Here is a 24,405-nt window from a genome sequence, read left to right on the forward strand (position 1 = left end):
CGGGATTTTCACCCGTGTTTTCCCGAGGCGGCCTTCGCACGGCGGGGGGCGCGAGCGCGGCGGGCCGGATGACCCGCCGCGCAGCGGCAACCTCAGGCCGGGCAACCGGCACGGTCACGGCGCGGGCGGCGGGCGGGCCACACGCGTAGCAGCAACGCGCCGACCGCCGCGGTCGTGGCGACCACCGTGACGCCGATCCAGCCCCAGTTTGCCAGCGCCAGGCTGCCCAGCGCCCCGCCGGCGGCCATGCCGATGAACACGCTGACCATCAGCACAGCGTTGAGCCGGCTGCGGGCGCCGGGATCGATGCCGTAGACGATGCTCTGGTGCGCGATCAGCGCCACCTGGATGCCGAGGTCGAAGCCGATGGCGCTGGCGGCGATCAGCCACAGCGCGGCTTGCGTCGACAGCAGCGGCAGCAGTGCCATGGCCGCGAACGAAACCGCGGTGAGCGCGGCGCCCAGGCGGCTGACGGCGTTGGGGCCGCGCCGGTCGGCGTAGCGGCCTGCCAGGGGCGCGGCCAATGCGCCCGCCGCGCCCGCCAGGCCAAAGGCTCCGGCGGCGGCGGCGCCCAGGTGGAACGGCGCGCCGTGCAGCATCACCGCCAGGGTCGACCAGAAGGCGCTGAAGCCGAGCGACAGCAGTCCCTGCGCGAGCGCGGCGCGTCGCAGTTCGCCATGCTGGCGCCAGAGTCGGGGCAGCGAGCGCAGCAATTCGACGTAAGGCAGCGCGGTGGTCGGCGCGAACGTCGGCAGGCCGCGCCACAAGGCCGCGCCCAGCGCCAGGATCGAGAGCGCCGCGACCAGGAACATTGCGCGCCAACCGAACTGTTCGGCGACGAACCCGCTGACGACGCGCGACAGCAGGATGCCCAGCAGCAGTCCCGTCATCACCGTGCCCACGATGCGGCCGCGGTGGGCGGCCGGCGCCAGCGTGGCGGCCGCGGGGACGATGTCCTGCGCCAGGGTGGCGGACAGGCCGATGGCGAAGCTGGCGGCCAGCAGTACGCCGATGTCCTGCGCCAGCGCGGCCAGCATCAAGGCGGCGCTGAGGGCGCCCGCCTTGATGAGGACGATGCGCTTGCGGTCATAGCGGTCTCCCAGCGGCGCCAGCGTCAATATGCCAAACGCATAACCGAGCTGAGTCAGCGTGGGAATCCAGCCCAGTTCGCCGGCGCCGGCGCGCAGGTCCGCGCCGAGGATGCCAAGCATCGGCTGGTTGTAATAGAGGGACGCGACCGCGAGGCCGGCGCCTATCGCCAGCAGCAGCACCAGCCGCGCGGAAAGCTCGTGGAAAGCGGGGGCGGCGTGCGCCCGGGTATCGGAGGTCATGGGGGGAATCCGTTCAGAATGGCGCACCGTCATGTGCGTATGGCGCAGATTCTGAGCGCACCGAGCCGCCTTGGGTAGCCGGCTTGGGGGTAGATCCGTTATACGATACGCGTATGAGCACCCCTGCCCTTGCCGTCGCGACCGGCACCGACCGCATGTTGTTGATCGAAACCTTCGTGCGCATCGTGGAGGCCGGCAGTCTGTCGGCCGCCGCGCTGCAGCTCGGCGGCACGCAACCGACCGTCAGTCGTCGGTTGCAGCTGCTGGAGCGCACCCTTGGGGTGCGGCTGTTGCAACGCTCGACCCACGCCATCCGCCTGACGGAGGATGGCCAGCGCTGCTACGAGCGTGCCCGGGAGCTGCTGGCGACCTGGCAGTCGTTCGAGAATGACGTGCGTGGGGCTGGCGAGGAACTGGCGGGCACGCTGCGGGTGGTGGCGCCGCACGCGTTCGGCCAGAACCAGTTCGTCGAGCCCTTGGCGCAATACCTGCGCCAGTATCCCCGCATGCGGGTCGAATGGCTGCTGCATGACCGCGTGCCGGATTTCATCGCGGAGAACATCGATTGCGCGATCAAGGTCGGGGCGGTGCAGGACCCTTCCGTGGTCGCGCTCAAGCTGGGCGAGGTGCCGCGCAGCGTGATGGCGGCGCCGTCATTGCTGGACGGCGGACCCGTGCCCGAGCATCCGTCGGAACTGGCGCGCCTGCCATGGCTGGCGCTGCGCACGTTCTACCGCAACGAGGTGAGCCTGACCCACGTGGAGACCGGCGAGGTGTCCCGCTTCGAGATCCAGCCGCGCCTGTCCACCGATGGGCTGTATGCCTTGCGCCGCGCGGCGCTGCTGGGCCTGGGCGTGGGCATCGCGTCGGCGTGGGCCTTGCGGGATGAACTGGCCAGCGGGCGGCTGGTGCAGCTGGCGCCAGCCTGGCGCGCCGCGCCCCTGCCCGTCTACCTGATCTATGCGCCTTCGCGATTGCAGCCGGCCCGCCTGCGCCGCTTCATCGAGGTCATGCGCCAATACCTGCCGGCCGAACTGCGGTCCGGGACCGGGCAGGATTAGGGCCGGCCGCCACGGCGGTCAATCCGGTCGGGCGGTGGGCAGGGGATCGCCGGCGCCGGTGCGTTCGACGATCAGCCGGTAATGCTGCGGGCTGCGGTGCTTGGCGAAATTGAACACGTGGTCGCGGAAGGCTTGGCCCAGGCCGAGGTCGATGCGGGCGGTAATGACTTCGTCTTCCTCGCTGCTGGCGCGCGCCACGATTTCACCGGACGGCGCCACGATCATGGAACTGCCGATCATGTGATGGCCGTCCTCGTGGCCGCACTTGGCCGCGGCGCCGATCCAGACCGCGTTCTGATAAGCGCTGGCCTGCAGCACGATTTCGTGCGTGGTGGTGCGCAGGTGCGCGGGCTCGTCCCAATGGATATTGAGTGACGGCGTGTTGTAGCCCAGCACGATCAGCTCGGCGCTCTGCAGCGACATGACGCGGTAGGTTTCGGGCCAGCGGCGGTCGTTGCACAGGCACATGCCGATCCGGGTGCGGTCCATTTCCCAGACACCGAATCCCAGGTCGCCGACTTCGAAGAATTTCTTCTCCAGATGCTGGAAGGGGGCGTCGGGCTTGTGGTCGGAATGGCCTGGCAGGTGGATCTTGCGGTATTTGCCGATGATGCGGGCGTTACGGTCGACCAGGATGGCGCTGTTGAACTGGCGGCCTTCGGGGGTGAGTTCGGCATAGCCCAGGTAAAAGCCCACGCCCAGTTCCCGGGCCGTGTCGAACAGCGGCTGCACGTCGGCGTTGGGCATGGATTTCTCGAAGAAACGCTCGACCGCCTCGGCGTCGTCCATCCAATAGCGCGGAAAGAACGTGGTCAGCGCCAGTTCGGGGAACACCACGAATTCGGCCTTGCGGCCGGCGGCCTCCCGCAGCATCTCGACCAGGCGCTTGACCACGGCCTGGCGGCTGTCGGCAAGATTGACGGCGCCCATCTGGGCGACGGCCAGGCCCATCTTGCGGGCGGGGGATGCATTGCTCACGATATCGATCTCCAGGTCCGCTCAGGGCATGCTGCATGCGGGCGGTGTGTGCGTTATGGGGCGCGCGGGCGCGCCGGAAGCCGTCCCGACGCGTCGCCGCAGGCTCAAGCATGCATGTGCGGGCGGGAAACGACAAACCCGGCGGCGGCGGCCGCGAAGCGGCTCGCGGGTGCCGCGGCATCGCGCCAAGCGCTTGATATGTCGACGTATTTGCCGCATTGCGGCAGGAAATCGCGTCCGCCATGCATAACGCGCAGGCATGGGCGCCATGCATATTTCTATATCCGGGCAGCCTGGATCCGGCGGCGCCGCGGCCGGATTGCGACAAGTGGCATCGGCCGTTGCCAGAATGGCAAGTTCGCCGCGTTTTGTGTGGAAAGTGGACGCTAGGCATTGACCGGCCCATCGGCCAGAATTTCCCTACCGATACATCAGGGGAAAATAATGACGACACTGCTCACCACCACCGACGTCGCGAAAATCGTGGCCGCGCAGGGCCCGCGCAAGGTATTCGAAGACCTGCTGGATTATCTGTTGGCCGATTTCCTGCGTTGGCAGGAGTTCGACAAGAGCGCGCGCGTCGCCAGCCACTCGGCGGCCGGCGTGATCGAACTGATGCCCACCGCCGACCACGAGCTCTACAGTTTCAAGTACGTCAACGGCCATCCGGGCAATCCGCTGGCCGGGCTGAGCACGGTGATGGCCTTTGGCGCGCTGGCGCGGGTCAGCACCGGCGAACCGCTGCTGATCAGCGAACTGACGTTGACCACCGCGCTGCGGACCGCCGCCACCTCCGCCCTGGCCGCGCGCGCCCTGGCGCGTCCGGGATCGCGCCGCATGGCCTTGGTCGGCAATGGCGCGCAAAGCGAGTTCCAGGCCCTGGCATTCCATCACATCCTGGGTATCGACACCCTGCATCTGTATGACGTTGACGGCGCCGCCACCGACAAGCTGGCGCGCAACCTGGCGGGTGTGGCGGGGCTGCGCCTGCGTCGTTTCGACAGCATTGCCGCGGCGGTCGCGGGAACCGATATCGTGACCACCGTCACGGCCGACAAGGCCTACGCCACCATCCTGACGGCCGATATGATCGAGCCGGGCATGCACATCAATGCGGTGGGTGGCGACTGCCCCGGCAAGACCGAGCTGCACGCGGACGTGCTGCGCGCCGGACCGGTGTTCGTCGAGTACGAGCCGCAGACCCGCATCGAAGGCGATCTGCAGCAGATGCCGGCGGACTTCGCCGTGACCGAACTGTGGCGCGTGCTGACGGGCCAGTGCGCCGGGCGTGGCGATGCCCGCGACGTCACCTTGTTCGACTCGGTCGGCTTTGCGCTGGAGGATTTTTCGGCGCTGCGCTGGCTGCGCGACAGCGCGCTCAAGCACGGCATCGGCACGCGCGTCGAAGTGGCGCCGCAACTGGCCGATCCGAAGGATCTGTTCGGATTGGTGCGTGCCCGCCAGACCACCGTCCAGGCGGCCCGCGACACGCAGGCGCTGCTCAGGGACTGACGCGGGACGTGGCGCGCCGCGCGCGGGCTGTCACGGTTTCATGCGCTGCTTCAAGGCCTGGGTGATCATCGGGATGTCGAGATCCTGGCCCGGATGCTTCTGGCAGAAGTCGTACAGCACCGCGACATAGGCGTTGCCCAGCAGTTTGGTGATGGCACCGGCGGTGGTGGCGGCGATGGTGCCGCCCACGGCGCTGCCGGCGCCGGGGATGAACTTGAGCAGGCCCGACACCACCGAACGCCCGATCAGCGTGGCCGCCGACGCGCCCAGCGAGGAAGTGACGAGCGTGCTGATGGCGGCGGTGTTCAGCTCCATGCCGAAGGTGATGCCGATCTTGGCGATCATGCCGACCTGGATCGGCACCAGCGCCACCGCATCGGAAAATGGAATCGGCGCGGCGGCGGCGGACGCGGCCAGTCCGGCCGCGATGTTCACTTCTATTTCAGCCCGCTTTTTTTTTACTTCCAGGGCTTTCTGGTTGCGGGTCGATAGCGCATTGGCATAAGCGCGTTGCTGTGATTCGGGGATGTACTGGGCGGTGGCTTCGATCAGCGCGTCCAGTCCCATCGGCGGCAGGTCCGCGTCCAGTTCCTCGATGCGTTCGGGCAGCGCGCGTACCGCCACCACCTGGCGCGCGCGCGGCAACAGGGCGCGCGCCTGTTCCAGGAAAGGACTGTTCTTGCGCGCCTTGGTGAGCACGACGATAACCGGGATGCCGGCGTCGGCCAGCAGGGCGCTCAGTTCGATTTCGGCGTCTTCGACGCGGTGGCCGCTGTCCTGGATGCACAGCCAGGCGGCGTGCAGGTGCCGGTCCTGGTCATCCGCGGCGGAGCGTTCGCGGATCAGGTCGGCCAATTGCTGGCGTGAGCGGGTGTAGTCGCCCACTTCCAGGCCACGGGTGTCGATGATGGTCAGGGGGTGGCCGGGCCGCGAGAATTCCTGCGTGGTCTGGGTGACCGGTTTGCCGGCGCCTGTCTTGGCCAGCTCGCCGCGGAACACGGCGTTGATGAGCGTGCTCTTGCCCACGCCGGTCTTGCCGGCCACCAGGATGTTGACGCGTCCCGCGCCGCGCGTGGCGGTGCTGATCGCATCGGCGATGGCGTCCTGCAATTGGGGCGTGTCGTGGCGGGGCGGATTCATGGCAGGCGGCGGGCGCGGGAAACAGGCATGGCTTGATTCTAGCGATAAAAGCGCGCGGGCCGGATTCAGCTGTACAGGTGCTGCGACTCGGGAAAGCGGCGCGCGCGCACGTCGGCGGCGTAATCGCGCGCGGCCGCCTGGATGCGGTCGGCCAGGGTGTCGTAGCGTTTGACGAAGCGGGCGGTGCGCTCGAACATGCCGAGCATGTCGTCCACCACCAGCACCTGGCCGTCGCAGCCGGCGGAGGCGCCGATGCCGATCGTGGGGCAGGCGATCGCCTCGGTGATGGCCAGCGCCAGCGGCTCGACCACGCCTTCGATCACCACGGCGAAGGCGCCGGCCTCGGCAACCGCCGTGGCGTCGGCGGCGATGCGGGCGTATTCGGCATCGCCCCGGCCGCGGGCGCCATAGCCGCCAAGGATGTTGACCGCCTGCGGCGTCAGGCCGATGTGCGCCATGACCGGAATGCCACGCGCCGACAGATAGGCGATCGCCGGCGCCATGGCCTGGCCGCCTTCCAGCTTGACGGCGCTGGCGCCGGTTTCCTTCAGGACGCGGGCGGCCGAACGGAAGGCCTGCTCCGGGCTTTCCTCGTAGCTGCCGAACGGCATGTCGACCACCACCAGGGCCTGGCGCGCGCCGCGCACCACCGCGGCGCCGTGCGCGATCATCATGTCCAGCGTGACGGGCACGGTGGACGGCAGGCCGTAGATGGTCTGCGCCAGGCTGTCGCCCACCAGCAGCGCGTCGCAGTGCGGATCCAGCAGTTCGGCCATGCGCGCGGTGTAGGCGGTGAGCATGACCAGGGGTTCGGCGCGCTTGCGGGCGCGAAACGCCGGGACGGTCATGCGGCGCGGCGCGCCGGCGGCGGAATTCAGGGTGGCGGTAGTGGACATGCGGGCTCCTGGTATGCGGCGCGCAAGGCCCGTGGACGGGCGCCGCGCGCGGCACAGGTATATCACGGCGTGGCGTCCGGCGCAGCCAGCAGCGCCGCGCGCATGTCTTCGAGGAAGGCCGCGGCGATGTCATCCAGGTGGCTGCGCCGCTTGGCCACCATGCTGATTTCGACGTCGTAGTGATAGGCGTCGGCATCCAGCGCGTGCAGCAGGCCGGCCGTCACGTACGGCGCGGCGTAGTGCTCGGGCAGGTAGCCCAGGTGCGCGCCCGACAGGATCAGGATCAGCGCGGCCTCCATGTTGTCGGCTTCCGAGGTGATGTGACGCGGGCGGCCGGCGAACGACGATTCCGGCAGCGGATAGGTGCGCCAGGTCCAGTCGGCGTCGGCGATGTCCGCTTCGGTGACGCGGCCGGCGCGCGCCGCCAGCGGATGGCTGGCGCCGCAGTAGGCGACCTGCCTTTCCTGGAACAGCGGCGTGTAGTCCAGCATCGGCACGCGGTGCAGGAAATAGCCGATGGCCACCTGCATTTCGTCTTTCAGGATCAGTTCCTCCAGTTCGCGCGGGCTGCGGATCAGCACCGACAGGCGCACCGCTTCGTCGCGCCGGCGGAATTTCTCGATGGCGTGGCCGATGCGCGCGTTCTGCGCCATGGTGGCGTTGCCGATCAGGCCCAGCGTGAGGTTGCCGACCAGTTGCCGGTGCATGTTGCGCGCCTGCGCGCTGAAGTCGTCCAGCGAGGCCAGCGCGCGCCGCGCCAGCTTGTCGAAGCGCTGCCCCTTGGCGCTCAGGCGAAAGCCGCCGCGGCCGCGTTCGCACAGGGTGAAACCCAGGCGGGTCTCCAGCGTGGCCAGTTGGCTGCTGATGGTGGACTGGCCCACCCCCAGCAGCGCCTGCGCGGCGGAGACGCCGCCGGCGTCGACGATGGTGAGGAAGACGCGGATCAGGCGCAGGTCGAGGTCGGAAACGTTCGAGAGCATAGGGTAATCACCGACAAAACATCGATGAACATCGATGTGAATTTTCCGAACTAGGCATGGATGGAAAAAGCCCGGATTTCTATTATTCCACCCGGGTTGTCGATTCGATGCAAGGCCGGCGCTGGCGCCGGCAAGCGCGCGAACCGGGGTCTGGAAGGATGAATTTTCCAGATTCACTTCTATTTCAATAGCTGTTTTGCCGGCGGCGCTCGATGGCCCATGCCGCACGTGACGAAACAAGGGGAAGAACATGGTTCTGGACATCGGTGTAGTCGTGGCCTACCTGGCCGCGATGCTGTTGCTGGGGTGGTATGGGATGCGGCGGTCCAGGACGCACGAGGATTTCCTGGTGGCGGGGCGCAATCTCGGACCGGCCTTCTACATGGGCACCATGGCGGCCACGGTGCTGGGCGGCGCCAGCACCGTCGGCACGGTGCGGCTGGGGTATGTGCATGGCATCTCGGGGTTCTGGCTGTGCGCCATGCTGGGCCTGGGCATCATCGTGCTGAACGTGTTCCTGGCCCGGCCGCTGCTGAAGCTGCGCATCTTCACCGTGACGCAGATCCTGGAGTTCCGCTACAGCGCGCGCACCCGGCATGTCAGCGCGCTGGTGATGATGGCCTACGCGCTGATGCTGGCCGCGACCTCGGTGATCGCGACCGGCACGGTGATGCAGGTGCTGTTCGACATGCCATTCTGGCTGGCGATCCTGGTGGGCGGCGGCGTGGTGGTGGTGTATTCGGCGGTGGGCGGCATGTGGTCGCTGACCCTGACCGACATCGTGCAGTTCCTGATCAAGACGGTCGGCCTGATGGCCGTGCTGCTGCCGATCTGCCTGTCGCGGGTCGGCGGCTGGGACCAACTGGTGGCGAAACTGCCGGCGGCCAGCTTCGAGCCGACCGCGATCGGCTGGCCCACCATCGTGACGTACTTCCTGATCTATTTCTTCGGCATCCTGATCGGCCAGGACATCTGGCAACGCGTCTTTACCGCCCGCAGCGAGCGGGTGGCGAGGCTGGCGGGGGCGGCGGCGGGGCTGTATTGCATCGTCTATGGCCTGGTGGGCGCGCTGATCGGCATGACCGCCAGGGTCTTGCTGCCCGACCTGGACAACGTCAACAACGCCTTTGCCGCCATCGTCCAGGCCGAGTTGCCGGCTGGCATTCGCGGCCTGGTGATCGCGGCGGCGCTGGCGGCGATGATGTCCACCGCCAGCGCGGCGATGCTGGCCTCTTCCACCGTGTTGGCCGAGGACCTGCTGCCGGCCTTGCGCGGCGGCCGCGGCTTTACCCACGTGCGCAGCCATCGCCTGATGACGCTGCTGGTCGGCCTGGCCACGCTCGGCATCGCGCTGGTGGTCGACGACGTGCTGGACGCGTTGACCTGCGCCTACAACCTGCTGGTCGGGGGCATGCTGGTGCCGATCCTGGGCGCCATCTGGTGGCGCCGTGGAACGACCGCCGGCGCGATCGCCAGCATGCTGCTGGGCTGCGCCACGGCGATCGGCTTCATGATCCGCGACGGCCTGGCGGCCAACACGCCGATCTACGCCAGCCTGGCCGTCAGCGCCGTCAGTTTCATCATCGTCAGCCTGATCGGACAGGCGGCGGCGCCGGTTCACGGCGATTCATCTTCCAGGAGCACCCCATGAGTTTCACCCCGGAGAAGCTGGCCGCGTTGCGCGCCCGGTTCGGCGGCGCCAACGAAGCCGTCATCCACGATCCGCACTTTCGGGCGGTGGCGGCCAACGTCATCGACGACAGCGGCACCCGCAGCGCGCCCTACGCCGGCATGCCGACATTGCTCGACGCGCCGGCGCGGCAGGTCGACTGGACCCAACCGGATTTCGGCGACCTGCAGGTGGCGCTGCTCGGCGTGCCGATGGACCTGGGCGCCAGCAACCGCAGCGGCTGTCGCTTCGGGCCGCGCGCGTTGCGCGCCATCGAGCGGGTCGGCCCCTACAACCATGCGCTCAAGTGCGCGCCGGTGCGCGAGCTGCGCGTGGCCGACATCGGCGACGTGCCGATGCGCAGCCGCTACAGCCTGGAACAGTCGCACGAGGACATCCACGCGGCCTACGAGAAACTCGTGGCAGCCGGTGTCGCGCCGCTCTCGGTGGGCGGCGACCATTCCGTGACACTGCCCATCCTGCGGGCGCTGGGCGCCCGGCAGCCCGTGGCGCTGGTGCATTTCGATGCGCATTGCGACACCGGCGGCCCCTTCGACGGCAGCCGCTTCCATCACGGCGGGCCATTCCGCCAGGCGGTGCTGGAAGGCGTGCTCGACCCGACGCGCACGATCCAGATCGGCATCCGTGGATCGGCCGAATACCTGTGGGAGTTCTCGTATGAATCCGGCATGACCGTGATCCATGCGGAGGACATTCCGCGGCTTGGGGTGGACGCCATCATCGCCCAGGCGCGAGCCATCGTCGGCGACGCGCCCGTGTATGTGTCGTTCGACATCGATTGTCTGGATCCCGCTTTCGCGCCCGGCACCGGCACGCCCGAGGTTGGCGGCGTGACGGTGCGCGAGGCCCAGGCCATGCTGCGGGGGCTGGCGGGCCTGGACATCGTTGGCGGCGACCTGGTGGAAGTGGCGCCGTCGTATGACGCCACCGCCAACACGGCGCATGCGGGGGCGCAGATCCTGTTCGAGATCCTTAGCCTGATGCGGCTGCGCGGCCCGCGCTGAGACGCTGGCGCTTCAGCGCGCAGTGGCGCCCGCCACCCGCAGCAAGGTGTAGCGCCGGCTCGAGTACAGAGGCGTTACCGTGCCGTGCCAGCCCGCCAGCAAGCTGCCAGCCTCGTCCTTGGGGACCGCCAGGAAAACCCGCTGGCCGGGTTCCGGCAGCACGGCGGCCAGGTCGGCGGGTTCGATCAGACCGGCGGTATCGCGCGAATAGTAGCGGGCCGAGAACGGGCGGCTGTCGACGAAGTAAAGCCTGTCGCCTTCCCGCATGGCGGCTTCGGCCTGTTGCACCAGCTGCTTCTCCGTCTTGTAGTGAACCGGCCGGGCCCATGCCAGCAGCGCCAGCGCCAGCGCGGCGGCCGGCGCCAGCGCCATGCCCGCCAGCAGCAGCCTGCCCGGGCGCGCCGCGCGCCACTGGCTGGCCTGGTTGCCGAGCGCCAGCGCCACCGGCGGCAGCGCCGGCAGCACATAGGTCCACAGGATGTTGCCCGACAGCGTGAAGAAGGCCGGCGTGGCCAGCGCCCAGGCCAGCAGGTAGGTCGTGGCTGGGTCGCGCAAGGCCGTCGGCACGCGCCGGCGTAGCGGCGCTTGGCGACGCGGCCACAGCAACAGGCCAAGCCAGACCAAGCCCCATGGCAGGGTCGCCAGCAGCCAGTCCAGCCAGATGGCGCCGTAAGGCCGTTGGTGGGCCGAGCCGTAGCGGTCGCCCTGCCAGCCCGGATCGACGAAGCGCAGGAAGTGTTCACCGATGATGAAGTAGCGCAGGAAGCCTGGCGTCTTGAGTTCGGCGGCGATGTACCAGGGCAGCGCCAGCATCAGCGTCAGGGCGATGCCGCTGGCCCAGGGCAGGGCTTGCAGCTGTGCGCGTCCATTGCGGTGCCACAGCATCCACGGCACGATCGCGGCGGCCGTCAGCACCACCGCCAGCGGCCCCTTGGACAGCAGGCCGATCGTCAGGCCTGCAAAGAATCCATAACGCCACCATGGGCGGGGCTCGCGTGGCGCCAGCAGGAAGGAGACCATCGACAGCGTGATGCCCAGCGCCAGGAACGCGTCGGTCAGCACCGCGCCGGCGCTGGCGAACGGCAGCAGCATGGTGGCGAACAGCAGCGTGGCCCAGCGCGCCGCCTGTTCGCCGTGCAGGCGGCGGCCGCACGCATGCACCAGCGCCAGCACGCCCAGCATGGCCAGCCACGATGGCAGGCGCACCGCCAGTTCCGACAGGCCGAGCAGCCGGATCGACAGCGCCGGCGCCCAGAACGCGAGCGGCGGCTTGCCCCAGAATGGCACGCCCGGCTCGAACCAGGGCGTGATCCAGTCGCCGCTTGCCGCCATCAGGCGGGCGATTTCGGCATAGCGCGGCTCGGAGGTGTCGGCCAGCGGCATCAGCGTCATTGCCAGCAGGCGCAACGCCAGGATGACGCCCAGACCCAGCAGCAGGCCCCTAGAAGTTAACCGCATGCGGACCCTTGCCGGTGTCGGCCAGCGGCAGGACCGCCGCGGCGCTGTGCTGCACCTCGCTCACAAGGTAGACGGGCCGCTGCTTGGCTTCCATGTAGGTCTTGCCCATGTATTCGCCCAGCAGGCCGATGGTGATCAGCTGGATGCCGCTCAGGAATGTGATCATGGCCATCAGCGAGGGGTAGCCCTCGACGTCGTCGCCGAAGATCAGGGTCTTGAAGATGATGACCAGGCCAAACAGCGCCCCAAGCAAGGCGGCCGTCACGCCGGCGGCCGTGGCCCAGCGCAGCGGCGCGGTGGAGAACGAGGTGATGCCTTCCATCGCCAGGCGCAGCAGCGCGAAATAGTTCCACTTGGTGGCGCCGGCGGCGCGGGGAGCGCGGTCGTAGTCGATGACGCGGGTGGGCATGCCGATCCAGGCGTACAGGCCCTTCATGTAGCGGCATCTCTCGGGCAGCCGCAGCAGCGCGTCGACCGCGCGCCGGCTCATCAGGCGGAAATCGCCGGTGTCCGGCGGGATCGCGGCCCGGCTCAGGCGGCTGAGCAGCCGGTAGTAGGCATAGGCCGAGGCGCGCTTGAGCCAGCTTTCGCCCGCGCGGCTGCGGCGCCGCATGCAGACCACGTCGGCGCCCTCGCGCCAGGCCCGCACCATGTCCGGAATCAGTTCCGGCGGGTCCTGCAGGTCGGCGTCCAGCAGGATAACAGCCGCGCCCGTGGCATGCTCCAGGCCCGCCGTCATGGCGGCCTCTTTGCCGAAGTTGCGGCTCAGGCGCACCAGCTTCAGCCCGGGCTCGCGCGCCATGAGGCCCGCCAGGTATTCGGCGCTGCCGTCCTGGCTGCCGTCGTCGACGAACACGATTTCCCAGGGTTCGCCCAGGGCGTCCAGCACCTGCCGCAGCCGCGCGTGGCACAGGGGCAGCACCTCGCGTTCGTTCAGGAAGGGAATGATGATGGAGACCTGCACCGGACGCGGCGGGGTGCGTGGCAAGGTCGGCAGATCAGGATAGGGACGCATTGTCTGGGTACTTTCAGGTGGAGCTGACGGGCCACGCCGGCCGTGAAGCGCCGGCGTTTCGCCACTTTATTGGGCCGTCTTCGACAGCTTCCGGACGGCGACATTACATTTGCGCAAGGGTCGAGGCCGTGGGCATGGCCCCGCCGGTTCATCCGGCGGCGGGCCGTTCCTGGCGTTGCGCCTCGCTTTCCGCCAGCTCCGCCTCCTCGGCATCCTTGCGGTGCATCAGCCGGTACAGCGCCGGCAGCACCAGCAGCGTCAGGATGGTCGAGGAGATGATGCCGCCGATGACCACCGTGGCCAGCGGCCGCTGCACCTCGGCGCCCGTGCCGGTGGCGATCGCCATGGGCACGAAGCCGAGCGAGGCCACCAGCGCGGTCATCAGCACCGGCCGCAGGCGCGTCAGGGCGCCTTCGCGCACCGCCTGGTCGAGCGGCTTGCCAGACTCGCGCAGCGAGCTGATGAACGACAGCAGCACCAGGCCGTTCAGCACCGCCACGCCGCACAGCGCGATGAAGCCCACCGCCGCGGTGATCGACAGCGGAATGCCGCGCAGCCACAGCGAGATGACGCCGCCGGTCAGCGCGAAGGGAATGCCGGTGAACACGATCAGGCCGTCCTTGATGTTGCCGAACATGGCGAACAGCAAGCCGAACACCAGCAGCAGCGCCGCCGGCACCACGATCCGCAGGCGCTGCGCCGCGGACTGCAGCTGTTCGAAGGTGCCGCCCCAGGCGGTCCAGTAGCCGGCCGGGACCTTGATCTTCTCGGCCAGCGCCGCCTCGGCGTCGGCCACGAAGGAGCCCAGGTCGCGGCCGCGCACGTTGGCGCTGACGACGATGCGGCGCTTGCCGTCCTCGCGCGAGATCTGGTTGGGGCCGGGCGCCAGGTCGAAGCTGGCCACCTCGGACAGCGGGATGTAGGCGGTCTGCGCCTGTCCCTCGCTCCTGGGCAGGGCGATGGGCAGTTTGCGCAGCGCCGGGATGCTCTCGCGCACGGCTTCCGGAAGACGCACCACGATGTCGAAGCGGCGGTCGCCCTGGAAGAAGGTGCCGGCTTCGCGGCCGCCGATGGCAATGCCCAGGGTGTCCTGCACGTCGGCCAGGCTCAAGCCGTAGCGGGCGGCGCGGGCGCGGTCGATGTTGACCGTCAGCACCGGCAGGCCGGTGGTCTGCTCGATTTTGACTTCGGAGGCGCCGGGAATGGCCTGCAGTACCTGCGCGACCTCGGCGGCGGAGCGGTTCAGCACGTCGTTGTCGTCGCCGAAGATCTTGACGGCCACGTCGCTGCGCACGCCGGAGATCAATTCGTTGAAGCGCAGCTGGATCGGTTGCGAGAACTCATAGTTGTTGCCCGGCATCTGCGCCGCCTCTTCCTGGATCGCGCGCAGCAGCTCGGCCTGGGTCTTGCGCGGGGCGGGCCATTGATCCTTGGGCTTGAGCATGATGTAGCCGTCGGAGATGTTGGGCGGCATCGGGTCGGAGGCGATCTCGGCGGTGCCGGTGCGGGCGAAGACGCGCTCGATCTCGGGGAATTTCTGCTTCAGCCGGGTTTCCAGCTGCTTCTGCATCTCCAGCGACTGGCTCAGGCTGGTGCCGGGAATGCGCAGCGCCTGGATGGCGATGTCGCCTTCGTTCAGGTTGGGGATGAACTCGCTGCCCATGCGCGAGGCGATCACGCCGCACAGCGCCACGAACAGGGTGGCGCCGGCCAGCACCAGCGGCGTGCGGCGCAGCGCCAGGTCCAGCAGCGGCGCGTAGCGGCGCTTGGCCCACAGCATCAGGCGGTTCTCCTTTTCCGACACCTTCTTGCCGATGAACAGCGCCACCGCCGCCGGCACGAAGGTGACGGACAGGATCATCGCGCCCAGCAGCGCCAGCACCACGGTCAGCGCCATGGGGTGGAACATGCGTCCTTCGACCCCCGTCAACGCGAAGATCGGCAGGTACACCACCATGATGATGAGCTGGCCGAATAGCAGCGGCCGGCGAGCCTCGCGCGCGGCGGCGAACACCTCGTGAAAGCGCTCGCTGCGGCTCAGGGGCCGGCCCTGGTGTTCCTGCGCGTGGCTCAGGCGCCGCACGCAGTTTTCGACGATCACCACGGCGCCGTCGACGATGATGCCGAAGTCCAGCGCGCCCAGGCTCATCAGGTTGGCGCTGACCTTGTACGTGACCATGCCGGTGAAGGTGAACAGCATCGACAGCGGGATCACCATGGCGGTGATCAGCGCGGCGCGGATGTTGCCCAGGAACAGGAACAGAATCACGATCACCAGGGTCGCGCCTTCCACCAGGTTTTTCTTGACCGTGGCGATGGCCTTGTCGATCAGGTTGCTGCGGTCGTACACGGTGACGGCCTTGATGCCGGGCGGCAGGGTCTTGTTGATGGCGTCGATGCGTGCCGACACCGCCTGCGACACCGAGCGGCTGTTTTCGCCGATCAGCATGAACACCGTGCCCAGCACCACTTCCTGGCCGTTGTCGGTGGCGGCGCCGGTGCGCAGTTCGCGGCCGATGCTGACGTCGGCCACGTCGCGGATGCGGATGGCCTGGCCGTCGACGGCGGTCAGCACCACGTCGCGGATGTCGTCGATGGAACGCACCTGGCCCGGCGCGCGGATCAGGTACTGCTCGCCCTTGCGCTCGATGTAGCCGGCGCCGACGTTGGCGTTGTTGCGGTCCAGCGCCGCCATGATGTCGGTCAGCGACAGGCCATAGGACGCGAGCCGCTCGGTGTTGGGCGCCACCTGGTATTCCTTGGCGAAGCCGCCGATCGAGTTGATCTCGGTGACGCCGGTGATGTTGCGCAGCTGCGGCTTGATGACCCAGTCCTGGATTTCGCGCAGGTCCGTGGGAGTGTAGGGGCTGCCGTCCTCCTTCTTCGCGCCTGGCTCGGCCTCCACTGTCCACAGGTAGATCTCGCCCAGGCCGGTGGAGATCGGGCCCATGGTCGGCGTGATGCCCTCGGGCAGGCTTTCCTTGGCCTCCTGCAGCCGCTGGTTGACCAGCTGGCGCGCGAAATAGATGTCGGTGCCGTCCTTGAAGATCACCGTCACCTGCGACAGGCCGTAGCGCGACAGCGAGCGCGTCTGCTGCAACCCGGGCAGGCCGGCCATGACGGTCTCGATCGGATAGGTGATCCGCTGTTCGGTTTCGAGCGGCGAATAGCCGGGCGCGCCGACGTTGATCTGCACCTGCACATTGGTGATGTCCGGCACGGCGTCGATGGCCAGCCGGGTGTAGTTGTAGACCCCGATGGCGGCAACGCCCAGGGTGACGAAAAGGACCAGCCACCGTTGTTCGATGGCGAAGCGGATCAGGCGTTCGAACATGTCTGGATGCTCCGGCTCAGTGCGCGTGGCTGGCGCTGGCCTTGCCCTGCTCGGCCTTCAGCACGAAGGCGTTGCGCGCGACATAGCGGGTGCCGGCGGCCAGGCCCGACAGCACTTCGACCTGCTCGCCGGAGGCGCGGCCGAGCTTGACCGGCTGCGCCAGGAAGCCGCCCGGCGCTTCGACGTACACCACCGATTCGTTCTCGACCGTCTGGACCGCGTCGGCCGCCACCGCCACCGGCACATCGGCGCTGCTGGTGACCACGTTGACGGAGACGAACAGCCCCGGACGCCAGGCCATGTCGGGGTTGTCGAGCGTGACCCGGGCCGTGGCCGTGCGGGTCTGCTGACCCAGCAGCGAGCCGATGTACGACACCTTGCCGCGGGCCTGGCCGGAGAAGGCCGCCGAGGCGACGCTGGCGGCTTCGCCCACGCGCACGTCCTGCAGGTCCTTGGGCGCGATCACGAACTCGGCCCAGACGGTGCGCAGGTCCGACAGCGTGAAGATGCTGGCGGTGTCGGCCAGCGCCTCGCCCAGGGCGATGTGTTTTTCGACCACCACGCCATCGAACGGCGCGCGGATCTCCAGCCGGCTCAGGTCCTTGGACTGCGGCGGCGCGCCAATGGCCGCCAGCTTCTGCGCGGCGTTCTGCACCGCGATCTGCGCCTCCTGCAGCGCGGTGCGGGCCTGCTGGTAGTCCTGCTCGGCGGACACTTTTTCGCGCCACAGCTTGAGTTCGCGTTGGTGCGTGGCGGCGGCCAGGTCGCGGCGCTTGCTGGCGGCCAGCCATTCGCTGCGCAGTTCCGACAGCGCGGTGCTCGACAGCGCCGCCAGCAGATCGCCCTTCCGGACCTGCTGGCCCAGGTCCGCCGACACTTCCTGCACCACGCCGGCCAGCCGCGGCACCACGTGCGCGGTGCGGTCGGCGTTGAACTTGATCTCGCCGGGAAATTGCGCCGTCGTCTCCAGGCGCGCGGGACCGGCCGTTTCGATCCCGAGATCGGCGGCCTGGATCTGCTCGGGACTCAGCGTGATCTTGTCTTCATCATGGTCTTGCGGCGTGGCCGTGCTGTCGGCGGCAACGCGCGTATCGGAGCCGGCGGGGGCCTGGCCGTGCCCGGCATCGGCCAGGGCCGGCCCTGGCAGGGCCAGCGCCAGCAGGCAGGCGGCGGACAGGGCGACGGCCAGCGCCGGACGGGTAAAGGCGGAGAGCGCGGTATGCATGGTCATGGGAAGGTAGGGTTCAACGTCCGAGAATGCGATCGATGTCCGCCGAAGCCTGATAGGCGCTGGCCAGGACGTTCAGGTAGCCGATGTTTCCTTGCGACAGGGTGCGTTGCGCGTCCAGCACTTCCAGGAAGCTCACCTTGCCGGCCTCGAAGCCTTTGCGGGCGCTGTCGTAGGCTTCGGCGGCGCCCGGCAGAACGGTGGCGCGGTACTCGCGCGCCGAGTTGGCGGCCAGGTCGAATTGCGATACGGATTGCAGCAGGTCGGCGGTCAGGCGCGATTCCAGCTCGCGGTACATGTCCTGCGCCTTGTACGACTGCATCGTGGCCGAGTAGACGTTGCCCTGGTTGCGGTCGAACAGCGGCAGCGGGATCGCCACGCCGAACTGCGCCTTGTTGCGGCCCTGCTCGTTGTCGCGGGCGACGCCGGCGCTCAGGGTGATGTCCGGATAGCGCTTGCTTTTCTCGACTTCCAGCTGCGCCCGGCCCATTTCGACCGAGAGGCGCCCCGCCTCCATGCGCGGCGACGTGGCCAGCGCGGCCCGCAGGTCGTCGATGGCTTCGCGCCGCGGCAGCGTGCCCAGGTCGGCGCCGACCTGCGCGAAATCCGGCTGCGGCGCGCCCCACAGTTGCCCCAGCTTGCGGCGCGCGGCCTGCAGCGCGCTGTCGGCCGCGCGCGCCTCGATGCGCGAGTTGGCCAGTTCGACGCGGGCCTTGCTGCTTTCCAGCGGCGGCGCCTTGCCGGCCGCGACGCGCCGTTCGGCCAGGCGCAGGGCGCTCTGCGCGATCTCCACGGTGCCCTGCGACACGCGCACGGTTTCCTGCGCCACCGCCACGTCGAAGAAGGCGGCGATGACGGCGGCGCGCAGGTCGGCGCGCGCGCTCGACAGGTCGCGCTGGGCAATGTCGCGCGCCAGGCCGGCGGCCTTGATGCGCGCGGCGCGCTTGCCGCCCAGTTCCACCGGCATGCTCAAGGTCGTGGTGGTGGTGCGCGTGGTGCGGCGGTTGTCGTCGATGCCGACCTCGATGCTGGGATTCGGAATGACGCCGGCCTGTGTGAGCTGGCCTTCGCTGGACGCGGCTTCGTTGCGGGCGGCCGCCAGCAGCGGGCTGCGTTCATAGGCGGTCGCCAGCGCCTGTTCCAGGGTCAACACCTGGCCCGCTGGTGTGGCGCGCGGGGAAGGCGTGGGACTGGCGGGGCCGGGCTGGGCCCAGGCCGGCGTGAGGCACAGGGCCGCCGCCAGGGCGAGCGGTATCGGGGATAAACGCATGAGGTCAACCAAGGGAGAGCGCCACGGACTCGGGCTGAGGCAGGCATTGGTGGGCACTCTATCCAACGGTCCTCGTCAGATCCTCGACAGAAAAATGACATTTCCGTAAGGTTCGCGCGCCTTACGAATTCGTAATCGGCGTGTTGGCGAATTGACGCGGTCGCGTCCTTAAAGTGTCTTCACCGCTTGACAGAAGCGTGCAGGCGCGGCGCTCCAGCCGCCCCGGCAAGTCACTGAAACTGGGAGACCCTCATGAAGCAACGCATTGTCACCACCCTCGCCCTGTGCGGCGCCCTGGCCGTGCCGGCCCTGGCCAGCGCCAACAGCACCTGGCACCAGACCAATACCGAGATCGGCTACAGCATCGCGCCGGATCACGCCACCGGTGGCAAGACCGGCGAACAGGTGGCCAACGAACTGGCCGCCGCCAAGGCCGACAAGCGGCAGTGGTTCTTCCTGACCTACAACAACCTGGCCAAGCCGGGCTGGGCCAAGCAGGGCACGTCGCGCACCCGCGCCGATGCGCTGGCGGAAGTCGAGGCGATGACGCCGGCCGAGCGCGCCCGCCTGGACGCGATCTACACGCCGGGTTGATCGGACCCTTGCCCTTGCCTGCCGCCATCGGCGGCAGAGCCGGCCAGGCGACCGCCGACCGCGACCCGCCGTCCCGCGCCCTGGCGCCAGGACGGCGGACGCCGTTGCCCGCCGTCGCGCACGTAGAATAGGGTGGCGACGCGTCGCGGTTCGTCCCTCTTTCCATTCGGGGCCCCATGAAAATACTGGTCATTGAAGACGAAAAAAAACTCGCTGAGTACCTGCGCCGCGCGCTGACCGAACACAGCTATGTGGTCGATGTGGCGATGGACGGCGTCAGCGGCCTGCACCTGGCGCGCGAAAGCCAGTACGACCTGATCCTGCTGGACGTGATGCTGCCGGGCATGGATGGCTTTTCCGTCCTGCACGAACTGCGCAAGACCGACCGCGTGCCGGTGCTGATGCTGACCGCGCGCGACAAGCTGGAGGACCGCGTCAAGGGCCTGCGTGACGGCGCCGACGATTACCTGGCCAAGCCGTTCGCCCTGTCCGAACTGCTGGCGCGGGTGCTGGCGCTGGGACGCCGCAGCGGCCACAACGTGGCCGAGGCGGGTGGCCAGAACGTGCTGCGCATCGGCGACCTGGAACTCGACCTGCTGCGCCGGCGCGCCTACCGCGCCGGCACGCGGCTGGACCTGACGGCCAAGGAATTCACCTTGCTGGCGCTGCTGATGCGCAAGCAGGGCGAAGTGCTGTCGCGGCTGGAACTGGCCGAGCAGGTGTGGGACATCAATTTCAACAGCAATACCAATGTGGTGGAAGTGGCGGTGCGGCGCCTGCGCGGCAAGGTCGACGACCCCTTCGAGAAGAAGCTGCTGCACACCGTGCGTGGCATGGGCTACGTGCTGGAAACGCGGGACGACTGATGCCGGCGCCGCGCCCCAGATCATTGCGCCGCTGGCTCACGCGCTGGTTGGCGATCCTGACGTTCGCCGGCCTGGGGCTGGTGTGCGTCGCGGTCTATTGGGCCACCAACCGCAACCTGTCGATCCGCCAGGAAGCGCTGCTGGCGCAGAAGATGGAGGTGATCAGGCACCTGGTCGAGGAGAACGCGGCCAAGGGCGATTCGGCCTCGCTGCGCCACAAGCTCGAGGATTTCTTCTACGGCCGGCCCGATTTTTCGCTGGCGCTGGAGATCGATGGCGCCAGGGTGGTCTATGGCGGGCCGGGCGATGGCGAGGCCGGCCATGGCCGCCATATCAATTTCGCGTTGCCGGTGCCCGGATCGCCGGGCGGTTCGACGAATGCCGAACTGGTGCTGGACATCACGTCGGACCTGCATCTGCGCGCGGCCCTGGCGTGGACGCTGCTCGCCTGCGCCTTGGCCGGCGCCATCGTCGTGTCGGCGATTGGCACGCGATTGGTGCGGCGGGCGCTGGCGCCGATCGACGAGCTGGGCCGGCAGGCTGCCCGCCTTTCGCCCGACCGCATCGGCGAGCGGCTCGACGAAAGCCACCAGGCCGAAGAGATCCGGCCATTGGTGCACCAGTTCAACGCCGTGCTGCAGCGGCTGGAGCGGGCCTACGTGCAGATGGAGGGGTTCAACGCCGACGTCGCGCACGAATTGCGCACGCCGCTGGCCACGCTGATCGGCGAGACCGAGCTGGCGCTCAGCGGCAAGCGGCCGGAGGCGGTGCTGCGCGATATCCTGGGATCGAACCTGGAGGAATTGCAGCGCCTGTCGGGCATCGTCAACGACATGCTGTTCCTGTCGCAGGCGGACCGCGGCGCGCAGGCGCGCGGCAGCTGGACGGCAAGCCTGGCGCAGGTGCTGTCGGAAGTGGCGGACTACCACGAGGCCGAGGCCATGGATGCCGATCTGTCGTTCGCGGTATCGGGCGAAGCCGCGGCGCATGTCGACCGGCCGCTGCTGCAGCGGGCGGTATCCAACCTGGTGTCCAACGCCGTGCGCTATGCGCACCGCGGCACGCGCATCGACCTGCTGATCGATCGCGGTGATGAAGGCATCCGCATCGCGGTGCGCAATCACGGTGATCCCATCGGCCAGGAGCATCTGCCGCGGCTGTTCTACCGCTTCTATCGCATGGAAGCCGCGCGCGTGTTCGATGCCAACCACCATGGGTTGGGCCTGGCCATCGTTGCGGCCATCGCGCGCATGCATGGCGGCAGGCCGTTCGCGTGTTCCGAGGGTGGCGTCATCACCATCGGATTCTGGATCGCGGACCGCAACATTACAGAAAACTAATCTTCCCGTGCGGATTCTGTCGCAACGCGTTGCCTAGACTGCTCCTGTTCCCCGCCGCGCCGGTTGGCGGCGCCGGGTGGACGCCTGGGAGCGCTCATGCAGCGATCGAATCGGGCGGCGTGGGCCGCCATATTGGTGGCCGGCCTGGCGGTCGCGATGCCGGTGGCGGCGGCGCAGCCAGCGGCCAGCCCGCGCGCGCCGACGGCGCTGGCGGGCGAATGCGAACTGCCGGACTCGACGCGCGAGGCATACGCCGCGCGCCAGGCCCGGGGCGAGGTCACGCGCGCCCAGGTGCGGGCGCAGGTCGAGGTGTGGCGCGCGTCCGGCATGGCGCAGCTGTCTCGCGCGCGGCCGTTGCCCGACGTCTACAGCGAACGCTATCGCCAGCACTATGCGGCCTATGCGCGGATGCGAAACGGTCCGGCCTACGCGCAGGCGTTGTGCCAGGAGCTGGGCAATGAGTGAGCGCGGCCCTTGTCACGGCGCACGCCGACCATGAAGCGCCCGCTGCTATCGCGACTGTTGTCGAGCCGGCCCCTGGCCAAGGGGTTGCGGATGCTCTATCGCCACACGCGGCCACCGGCCCAGCGCCACAACGCCGTGCTGTGGCCCTTTGTGCGGGTGCAACGCGATCCGGCCGGCCGCCTGTCGGGCTGCGCGTTGCGGGGCGCGACAGGTCCGGGCCTGTTGCCGCTGGCCATGGTGGCGCGGCGCATCACGGCCGCGGCGCACCTGATCCTCAGCGGCCCGTCGGTGGCCCGCATCGACTACGACCAATGCGTGCTGGAGACGGTGATGGGCGTGAATGGCTCGATTGCGCTGCGCCAGAGGCACCCCGGCTTGCGCTTCGACTACTACGCCATGCTGGATGCGGGATTCGTGCGTCGCCGCCGTGACCTGGTGGCGCAGGTGCTGTCGCAGGACCTGCTGTTGTTCGTCACCCCCGAGGTCTATCGCTGGATCGCGTTCCTGTTCGATGCGCGGCGGATACGGTGTTCCATCGCGCTGTTCGAGGAGGTGCACCAGCGGGCCCAACAACCGCGCGCCGACCCGGATGCGCTGGCGCGTGAACTGGAAGGCGATGCCGGGTTGGTGCTGTTCGATGCCCACCATCCGGAACATGCGCACGGCTTCAGCCTCGACCCGCCGCGCGGGCTGTTCGGCGGAGGCACGGTGGCGTACACCGCGCTGCAGCTGCTTGCCTGGCTGGGCGCGCCCACGGTGTATCTGCATGGCCTGGACCTGACGAGCGCGGCGGGGCCGCGCTTCTATGAGCATGGCGGCGCGGCGCTGGCGACGGCGCTGGACCGGCAATTCGACGGGCACATCGAGCCGGCATTTCGCCGCGCGGCCGCCCTGCTCGCGGCCCGCAGCGTCAAGGTCTACAACCTGTCCGAGGCCAGCCGCCTGGGGCCGGACGTATTCGAGAAGCGGCACTGGCGCTGCCTGCTGCCACCCGGGACGGCCACGGGAACGTTTGCGGAATCCGATCGATGAAGATCCTCTATACCAATTTCCACCAGGGCGACGGCGGCGGCCATACGACCTACGTCATTTCGCTGGCGCGCATGCTCAGCGGAAAGGCCGACGTCACCATTGCCGCGCCATGCGGCAGCCGCCTGCTGGATGAAGCCGGCGCCCTGCCCGGCGTGCGCGCGATCGCGCTGCAGTTCAAGGGCGCGCCCGCCCGGCAATGGCGCGCGCTGCGGCAGTTGCGCGCGCTGTTGCGGGCCGAGGCATTCGACGTGGTCCACGTCAATGGTTCGGCGGACCACCGCCTGTGCATGCTGGCTTCGATGGGCATGGGGCCGTTGCGTCCGTTCATGGTCTATACCCAGCACAACGGCCGCCATCCGCGCAGTCTTGGCACGCGGCTGCGGGCCGGGCTGGCGACCGACCGGGTCATCTGCGTCAGCCAGCATACCTTCGACGGCATGCGTCGTTCGGCGTTTCGGCCGGCGGACCTGCGGCTGGTGCGCAACGGCGTGGATACCCGGCGCTTTCGTCCCGCGTCGCCGCATGAGGCGGTCCTGGCGCGCGAGCAGTTGTTGCCGGCGGCGCTGAGGGACCGGCTGGTGGTGGGAAGCCAGGCGGGCACCGCCGCCTACAAGAATTGGCTGGATATGGTCGCCGCCGTGGCAATGCTGCCCGAGGCACAGCGGCGCCAGATCGCCATTTTGATTGCCGGTCAGCCGCCCAGCGCGGCCGACCAGCAGCGGGTCGACGAGATGGGCATGCGCGACGCGGTGGTCTTCACGGGTTTGCTGCAGGACGTGCGGCCGCTGCTGGCGGCGACGGACCTGGGCTTCGTGCTGTCATCGAGTCTGGAGACGATCTCGTTTGCCTGCCGCGAAATGATGGCGGCCGGCAAGCCCGTCATCGTCAGCGACACGGGCGGGCTGGCCGAGAATGTCGTCAACGGCAGCAGCGGCTGGATCGTTCCGGCCGGCGCGGTGGCGCGCGTGGCGGAGATACTGGCCGATGTCCTGGAAAACCGGATTCTGCTGGACTGGATGGCGGCGGCGGCGCGGCGCAAGGCGGTCAGGGATTTCTCGCTGGAGACCTTCGTGCGCGGCACCGAGCAGGTCTACGCAGAAAGCGGGCGCGCCGCGCTGCCGCGCCTGCGGCACAAGCTGGTGTCGGCCGGAGTGATCGTCGGCACGGCCATGCAGAAGGGCACGACCTGCCTGGGCTAGGGCTTGCGCGAC

Annotated in this window: 20 protein-coding genes; 10 read left to right on the top strand and 10 right to left on the bottom strand. The window is 68.8% G+C overall.

Translation table 11 applies throughout. From position 1 onward, the window contains the following. Nucleotides 1–92: 92 nt before the first annotated feature. Nucleotides 93–1,331 carry an MFS transporter gene (locus AC6CR5_RS21565; protein ID WP_047992473.1) on the bottom strand — a complete coding sequence of 413 codons (1,239 nt, stop codon included), beginning with the start codon at nucleotides 1,329–1,331 and terminating at the stop codon, nucleotides 93–95. 113 nt (nucleotides 1,332–1,444) lie between these two features. On the opposite strand from AC6CR5_RS21565, the gene AC6CR5_RS21570 reads away from it, so the two are divergent. Then, a complete protein-coding gene (locus tag AC6CR5_RS21570) occupies nucleotides 1,445–2,392 on the top strand; it encodes a LysR family transcriptional regulator (RefSeq protein ID WP_498084937.1) in 948 nt (315 codons plus the stop codon). A gap of 18 nt (nucleotides 2,393–2,410) precedes the next feature. Here AC6CR5_RS21570 and AC6CR5_RS21575 read toward each other — a convergent pair whose 3' ends face one another. Further along, on the bottom strand, nucleotides 2,411–3,343 hold the full coding sequence (locus tag AC6CR5_RS21575) for an N-carbamoyl-D-amino-acid hydrolase (protein WP_172561415.1): 933 nt from the start codon (nucleotides 3,341–3,343) through the stop codon (nucleotides 2,411–2,413). Nucleotides 3,344–3,814: 471 nt separating this feature from the next. Between AC6CR5_RS21575 and ocd the strand changes: the two genes are divergently transcribed. After that, a complete protein-coding gene (gene ocd, locus AC6CR5_RS21580) occupies nucleotides 3,815–4,882 on the top strand; it encodes an ornithine cyclodeaminase (RefSeq protein ID WP_107316285.1) in 1,068 nt (355 codons plus the stop codon). 30 nt (nucleotides 4,883–4,912) lie between these two features. Here ocd and AC6CR5_RS21585 read toward each other — a convergent pair whose 3' ends face one another. The 3 genes from AC6CR5_RS21585 to AC6CR5_RS21595 all read right to left on the bottom strand — a co-directional run bounded on the left by AC6CR5_RS21585 (nucleotide 4,913) and on the right by AC6CR5_RS21595 (nucleotide 7,898). Further along, nucleotides 4,913–6,022 (bottom strand): YcjF family protein, encoded by a 1,110-nt coding sequence (locus AC6CR5_RS21585; protein WP_448684596.1) that lies wholly within the window; start codon nucleotides 6,020–6,022, stop codon nucleotides 4,913–4,915. 65 nt (nucleotides 6,023–6,087) lie between these two features. Further along, complete coding sequence (panB, locus tag AC6CR5_RS21590) at nucleotides 6,088–6,918, bottom strand: 3-methyl-2-oxobutanoate hydroxymethyltransferase (RefSeq protein WP_448684597.1); 831 nt, start codon at nucleotides 6,916–6,918, stop codon at nucleotides 6,088–6,090. Between the two features lie 62 nt (nucleotides 6,919–6,980). Then, nucleotides 6,981–7,898 (bottom strand): LysR family transcriptional regulator, encoded by a 918-nt coding sequence (locus tag AC6CR5_RS21595; protein WP_006387247.1) that lies wholly within the window; start codon nucleotides 7,896–7,898, stop codon nucleotides 6,981–6,983. Between the two features lie 250 nt (nucleotides 7,899–8,148). Here AC6CR5_RS21595 and AC6CR5_RS21600 point away from each other — a divergent pair, with 250 nt between their 5' ends. Then, on the top strand, nucleotides 8,149–9,549 hold the full coding sequence (locus tag AC6CR5_RS21600) for a sodium:solute symporter family protein (RefSeq protein WP_054446010.1): 1,401 nt from the start codon (nucleotides 8,149–8,151) through the stop codon (nucleotides 9,547–9,549). Continuing rightward, the gene (speB, locus tag AC6CR5_RS21605; protein ID WP_006387249.1) at nucleotides 9,546–10,592 is read left to right on the top strand and encodes an agmatinase; all 1,047 of its coding nucleotides are present in this window, start codon (nucleotides 9,546–9,548) and stop codon (nucleotides 10,590–10,592) included. The genes AC6CR5_RS21600 and speB overlap by 4 nt, the downstream gene beginning before the upstream one ends. Nucleotides 10,593–10,604: 12 nt before the next feature. Here the strand turns inward: speB and AC6CR5_RS21610 are convergent, their stop codons facing one another. The 5 genes from AC6CR5_RS21610 to AC6CR5_RS21630 form a co-directional block, all read right to left on the bottom strand. Continuing rightward, nucleotides 10,605–12,050 (bottom strand): ArnT family glycosyltransferase, encoded by a 1,446-nt coding sequence (locus tag AC6CR5_RS21610; protein WP_026383686.1) that lies wholly within the window; start codon nucleotides 12,048–12,050, stop codon nucleotides 10,605–10,607. Further along, a complete protein-coding gene (locus AC6CR5_RS21615; RefSeq protein ID WP_020925546.1) occupies nucleotides 12,034–13,065 on the bottom strand; it encodes a glycosyltransferase family 2 protein in 1,032 nt (343 codons plus the stop codon). Before AC6CR5_RS21615 ends, AC6CR5_RS21610 begins: the two co-directional genes overlap by 17 nt. A 148-nt stretch (nucleotides 13,066–13,213) precedes the next feature. Continuing rightward, nucleotides 13,214–16,399: a CusA/CzcA family heavy metal efflux RND transporter gene (locus tag AC6CR5_RS21620; RefSeq protein ID WP_498084938.1), complete on the bottom strand. Its 3,186-nt coding sequence runs from the start codon at nucleotides 16,397–16,399 to the stop codon at nucleotides 13,214–13,216. Nucleotides 16,400–16,415: 16 nt separating this feature from the next. Then, nucleotides 16,416–17,630 carry an efflux RND transporter periplasmic adaptor subunit gene (locus tag AC6CR5_RS21625; protein ID WP_006387253.1) on the bottom strand — a complete coding sequence of 405 codons (1,215 nt, stop codon included), beginning with the start codon at nucleotides 17,628–17,630 and terminating at the stop codon, nucleotides 16,416–16,418. Nucleotides 17,631–17,643: 13 nt separating this feature from the next. Continuing rightward, nucleotides 17,644–18,897 (bottom strand): TolC family protein, encoded by a 1,254-nt coding sequence (locus tag AC6CR5_RS21630; protein WP_498084939.1) that lies wholly within the window; start codon nucleotides 18,895–18,897, stop codon nucleotides 17,644–17,646. A gap of 252 nt (nucleotides 18,898–19,149) precedes the next feature. Here AC6CR5_RS21630 and AC6CR5_RS21635 point away from each other — a divergent pair, with 252 nt between their 5' ends. From AC6CR5_RS21635 to AC6CR5_RS21660, 6 genes are all read left to right on the top strand, one after another. Further along, complete coding sequence (locus AC6CR5_RS21635; RefSeq protein WP_006387256.1) at nucleotides 19,150–19,491, top strand: DUF4148 domain-containing protein; 342 nt, start codon at nucleotides 19,150–19,152, stop codon at nucleotides 19,489–19,491. 176 nt (nucleotides 19,492–19,667) lie between these two features. Beyond that, entirely contained in the window at nucleotides 19,668–20,357 is a 690-nt protein-coding gene (locus AC6CR5_RS21640) for a heavy metal response regulator transcription factor (RefSeq protein WP_020925543.1), read from the top strand. Then, a complete protein-coding gene (locus tag AC6CR5_RS21645) occupies nucleotides 20,357–21,697 on the top strand; it encodes a heavy metal sensor histidine kinase (RefSeq protein ID WP_020925542.1) in 1,341 nt (446 codons plus the stop codon). The genes AC6CR5_RS21640 and AC6CR5_RS21645 overlap by 1 nt, the downstream gene beginning before the upstream one ends. A 96-nt stretch (nucleotides 21,698–21,793) precedes the next feature. Next, nucleotides 21,794–22,162: a hypothetical protein gene (locus tag AC6CR5_RS21650; protein WP_232066976.1), complete on the top strand. Its 369-nt coding sequence runs from the start codon at nucleotides 21,794–21,796 to the stop codon at nucleotides 22,160–22,162. Between the two features lie 30 nt (nucleotides 22,163–22,192). Further along, nucleotides 22,193–23,194 carry a WaaZ-like lipopolysaccharide core biosynthesis protein gene (locus AC6CR5_RS21655; protein ID WP_498084940.1) on the top strand — a complete coding sequence of 334 codons (1,002 nt, stop codon included), beginning with the start codon at nucleotides 22,193–22,195 and terminating at the stop codon, nucleotides 23,192–23,194. Beyond that, nucleotides 23,191–24,393 (top strand): glycosyltransferase family 4 protein, encoded by a 1,203-nt coding sequence (locus AC6CR5_RS21660; RefSeq protein ID WP_148317741.1) that lies wholly within the window; start codon nucleotides 23,191–23,193, stop codon nucleotides 24,391–24,393. The genes AC6CR5_RS21655 and AC6CR5_RS21660 overlap by 4 nt, the downstream gene beginning before the upstream one ends. Nucleotides 24,394–24,405: the final 12 nt, after the last annotated feature.

It is taken from the genome of Achromobacter sp. EG18, assembly GCF_059759395.1.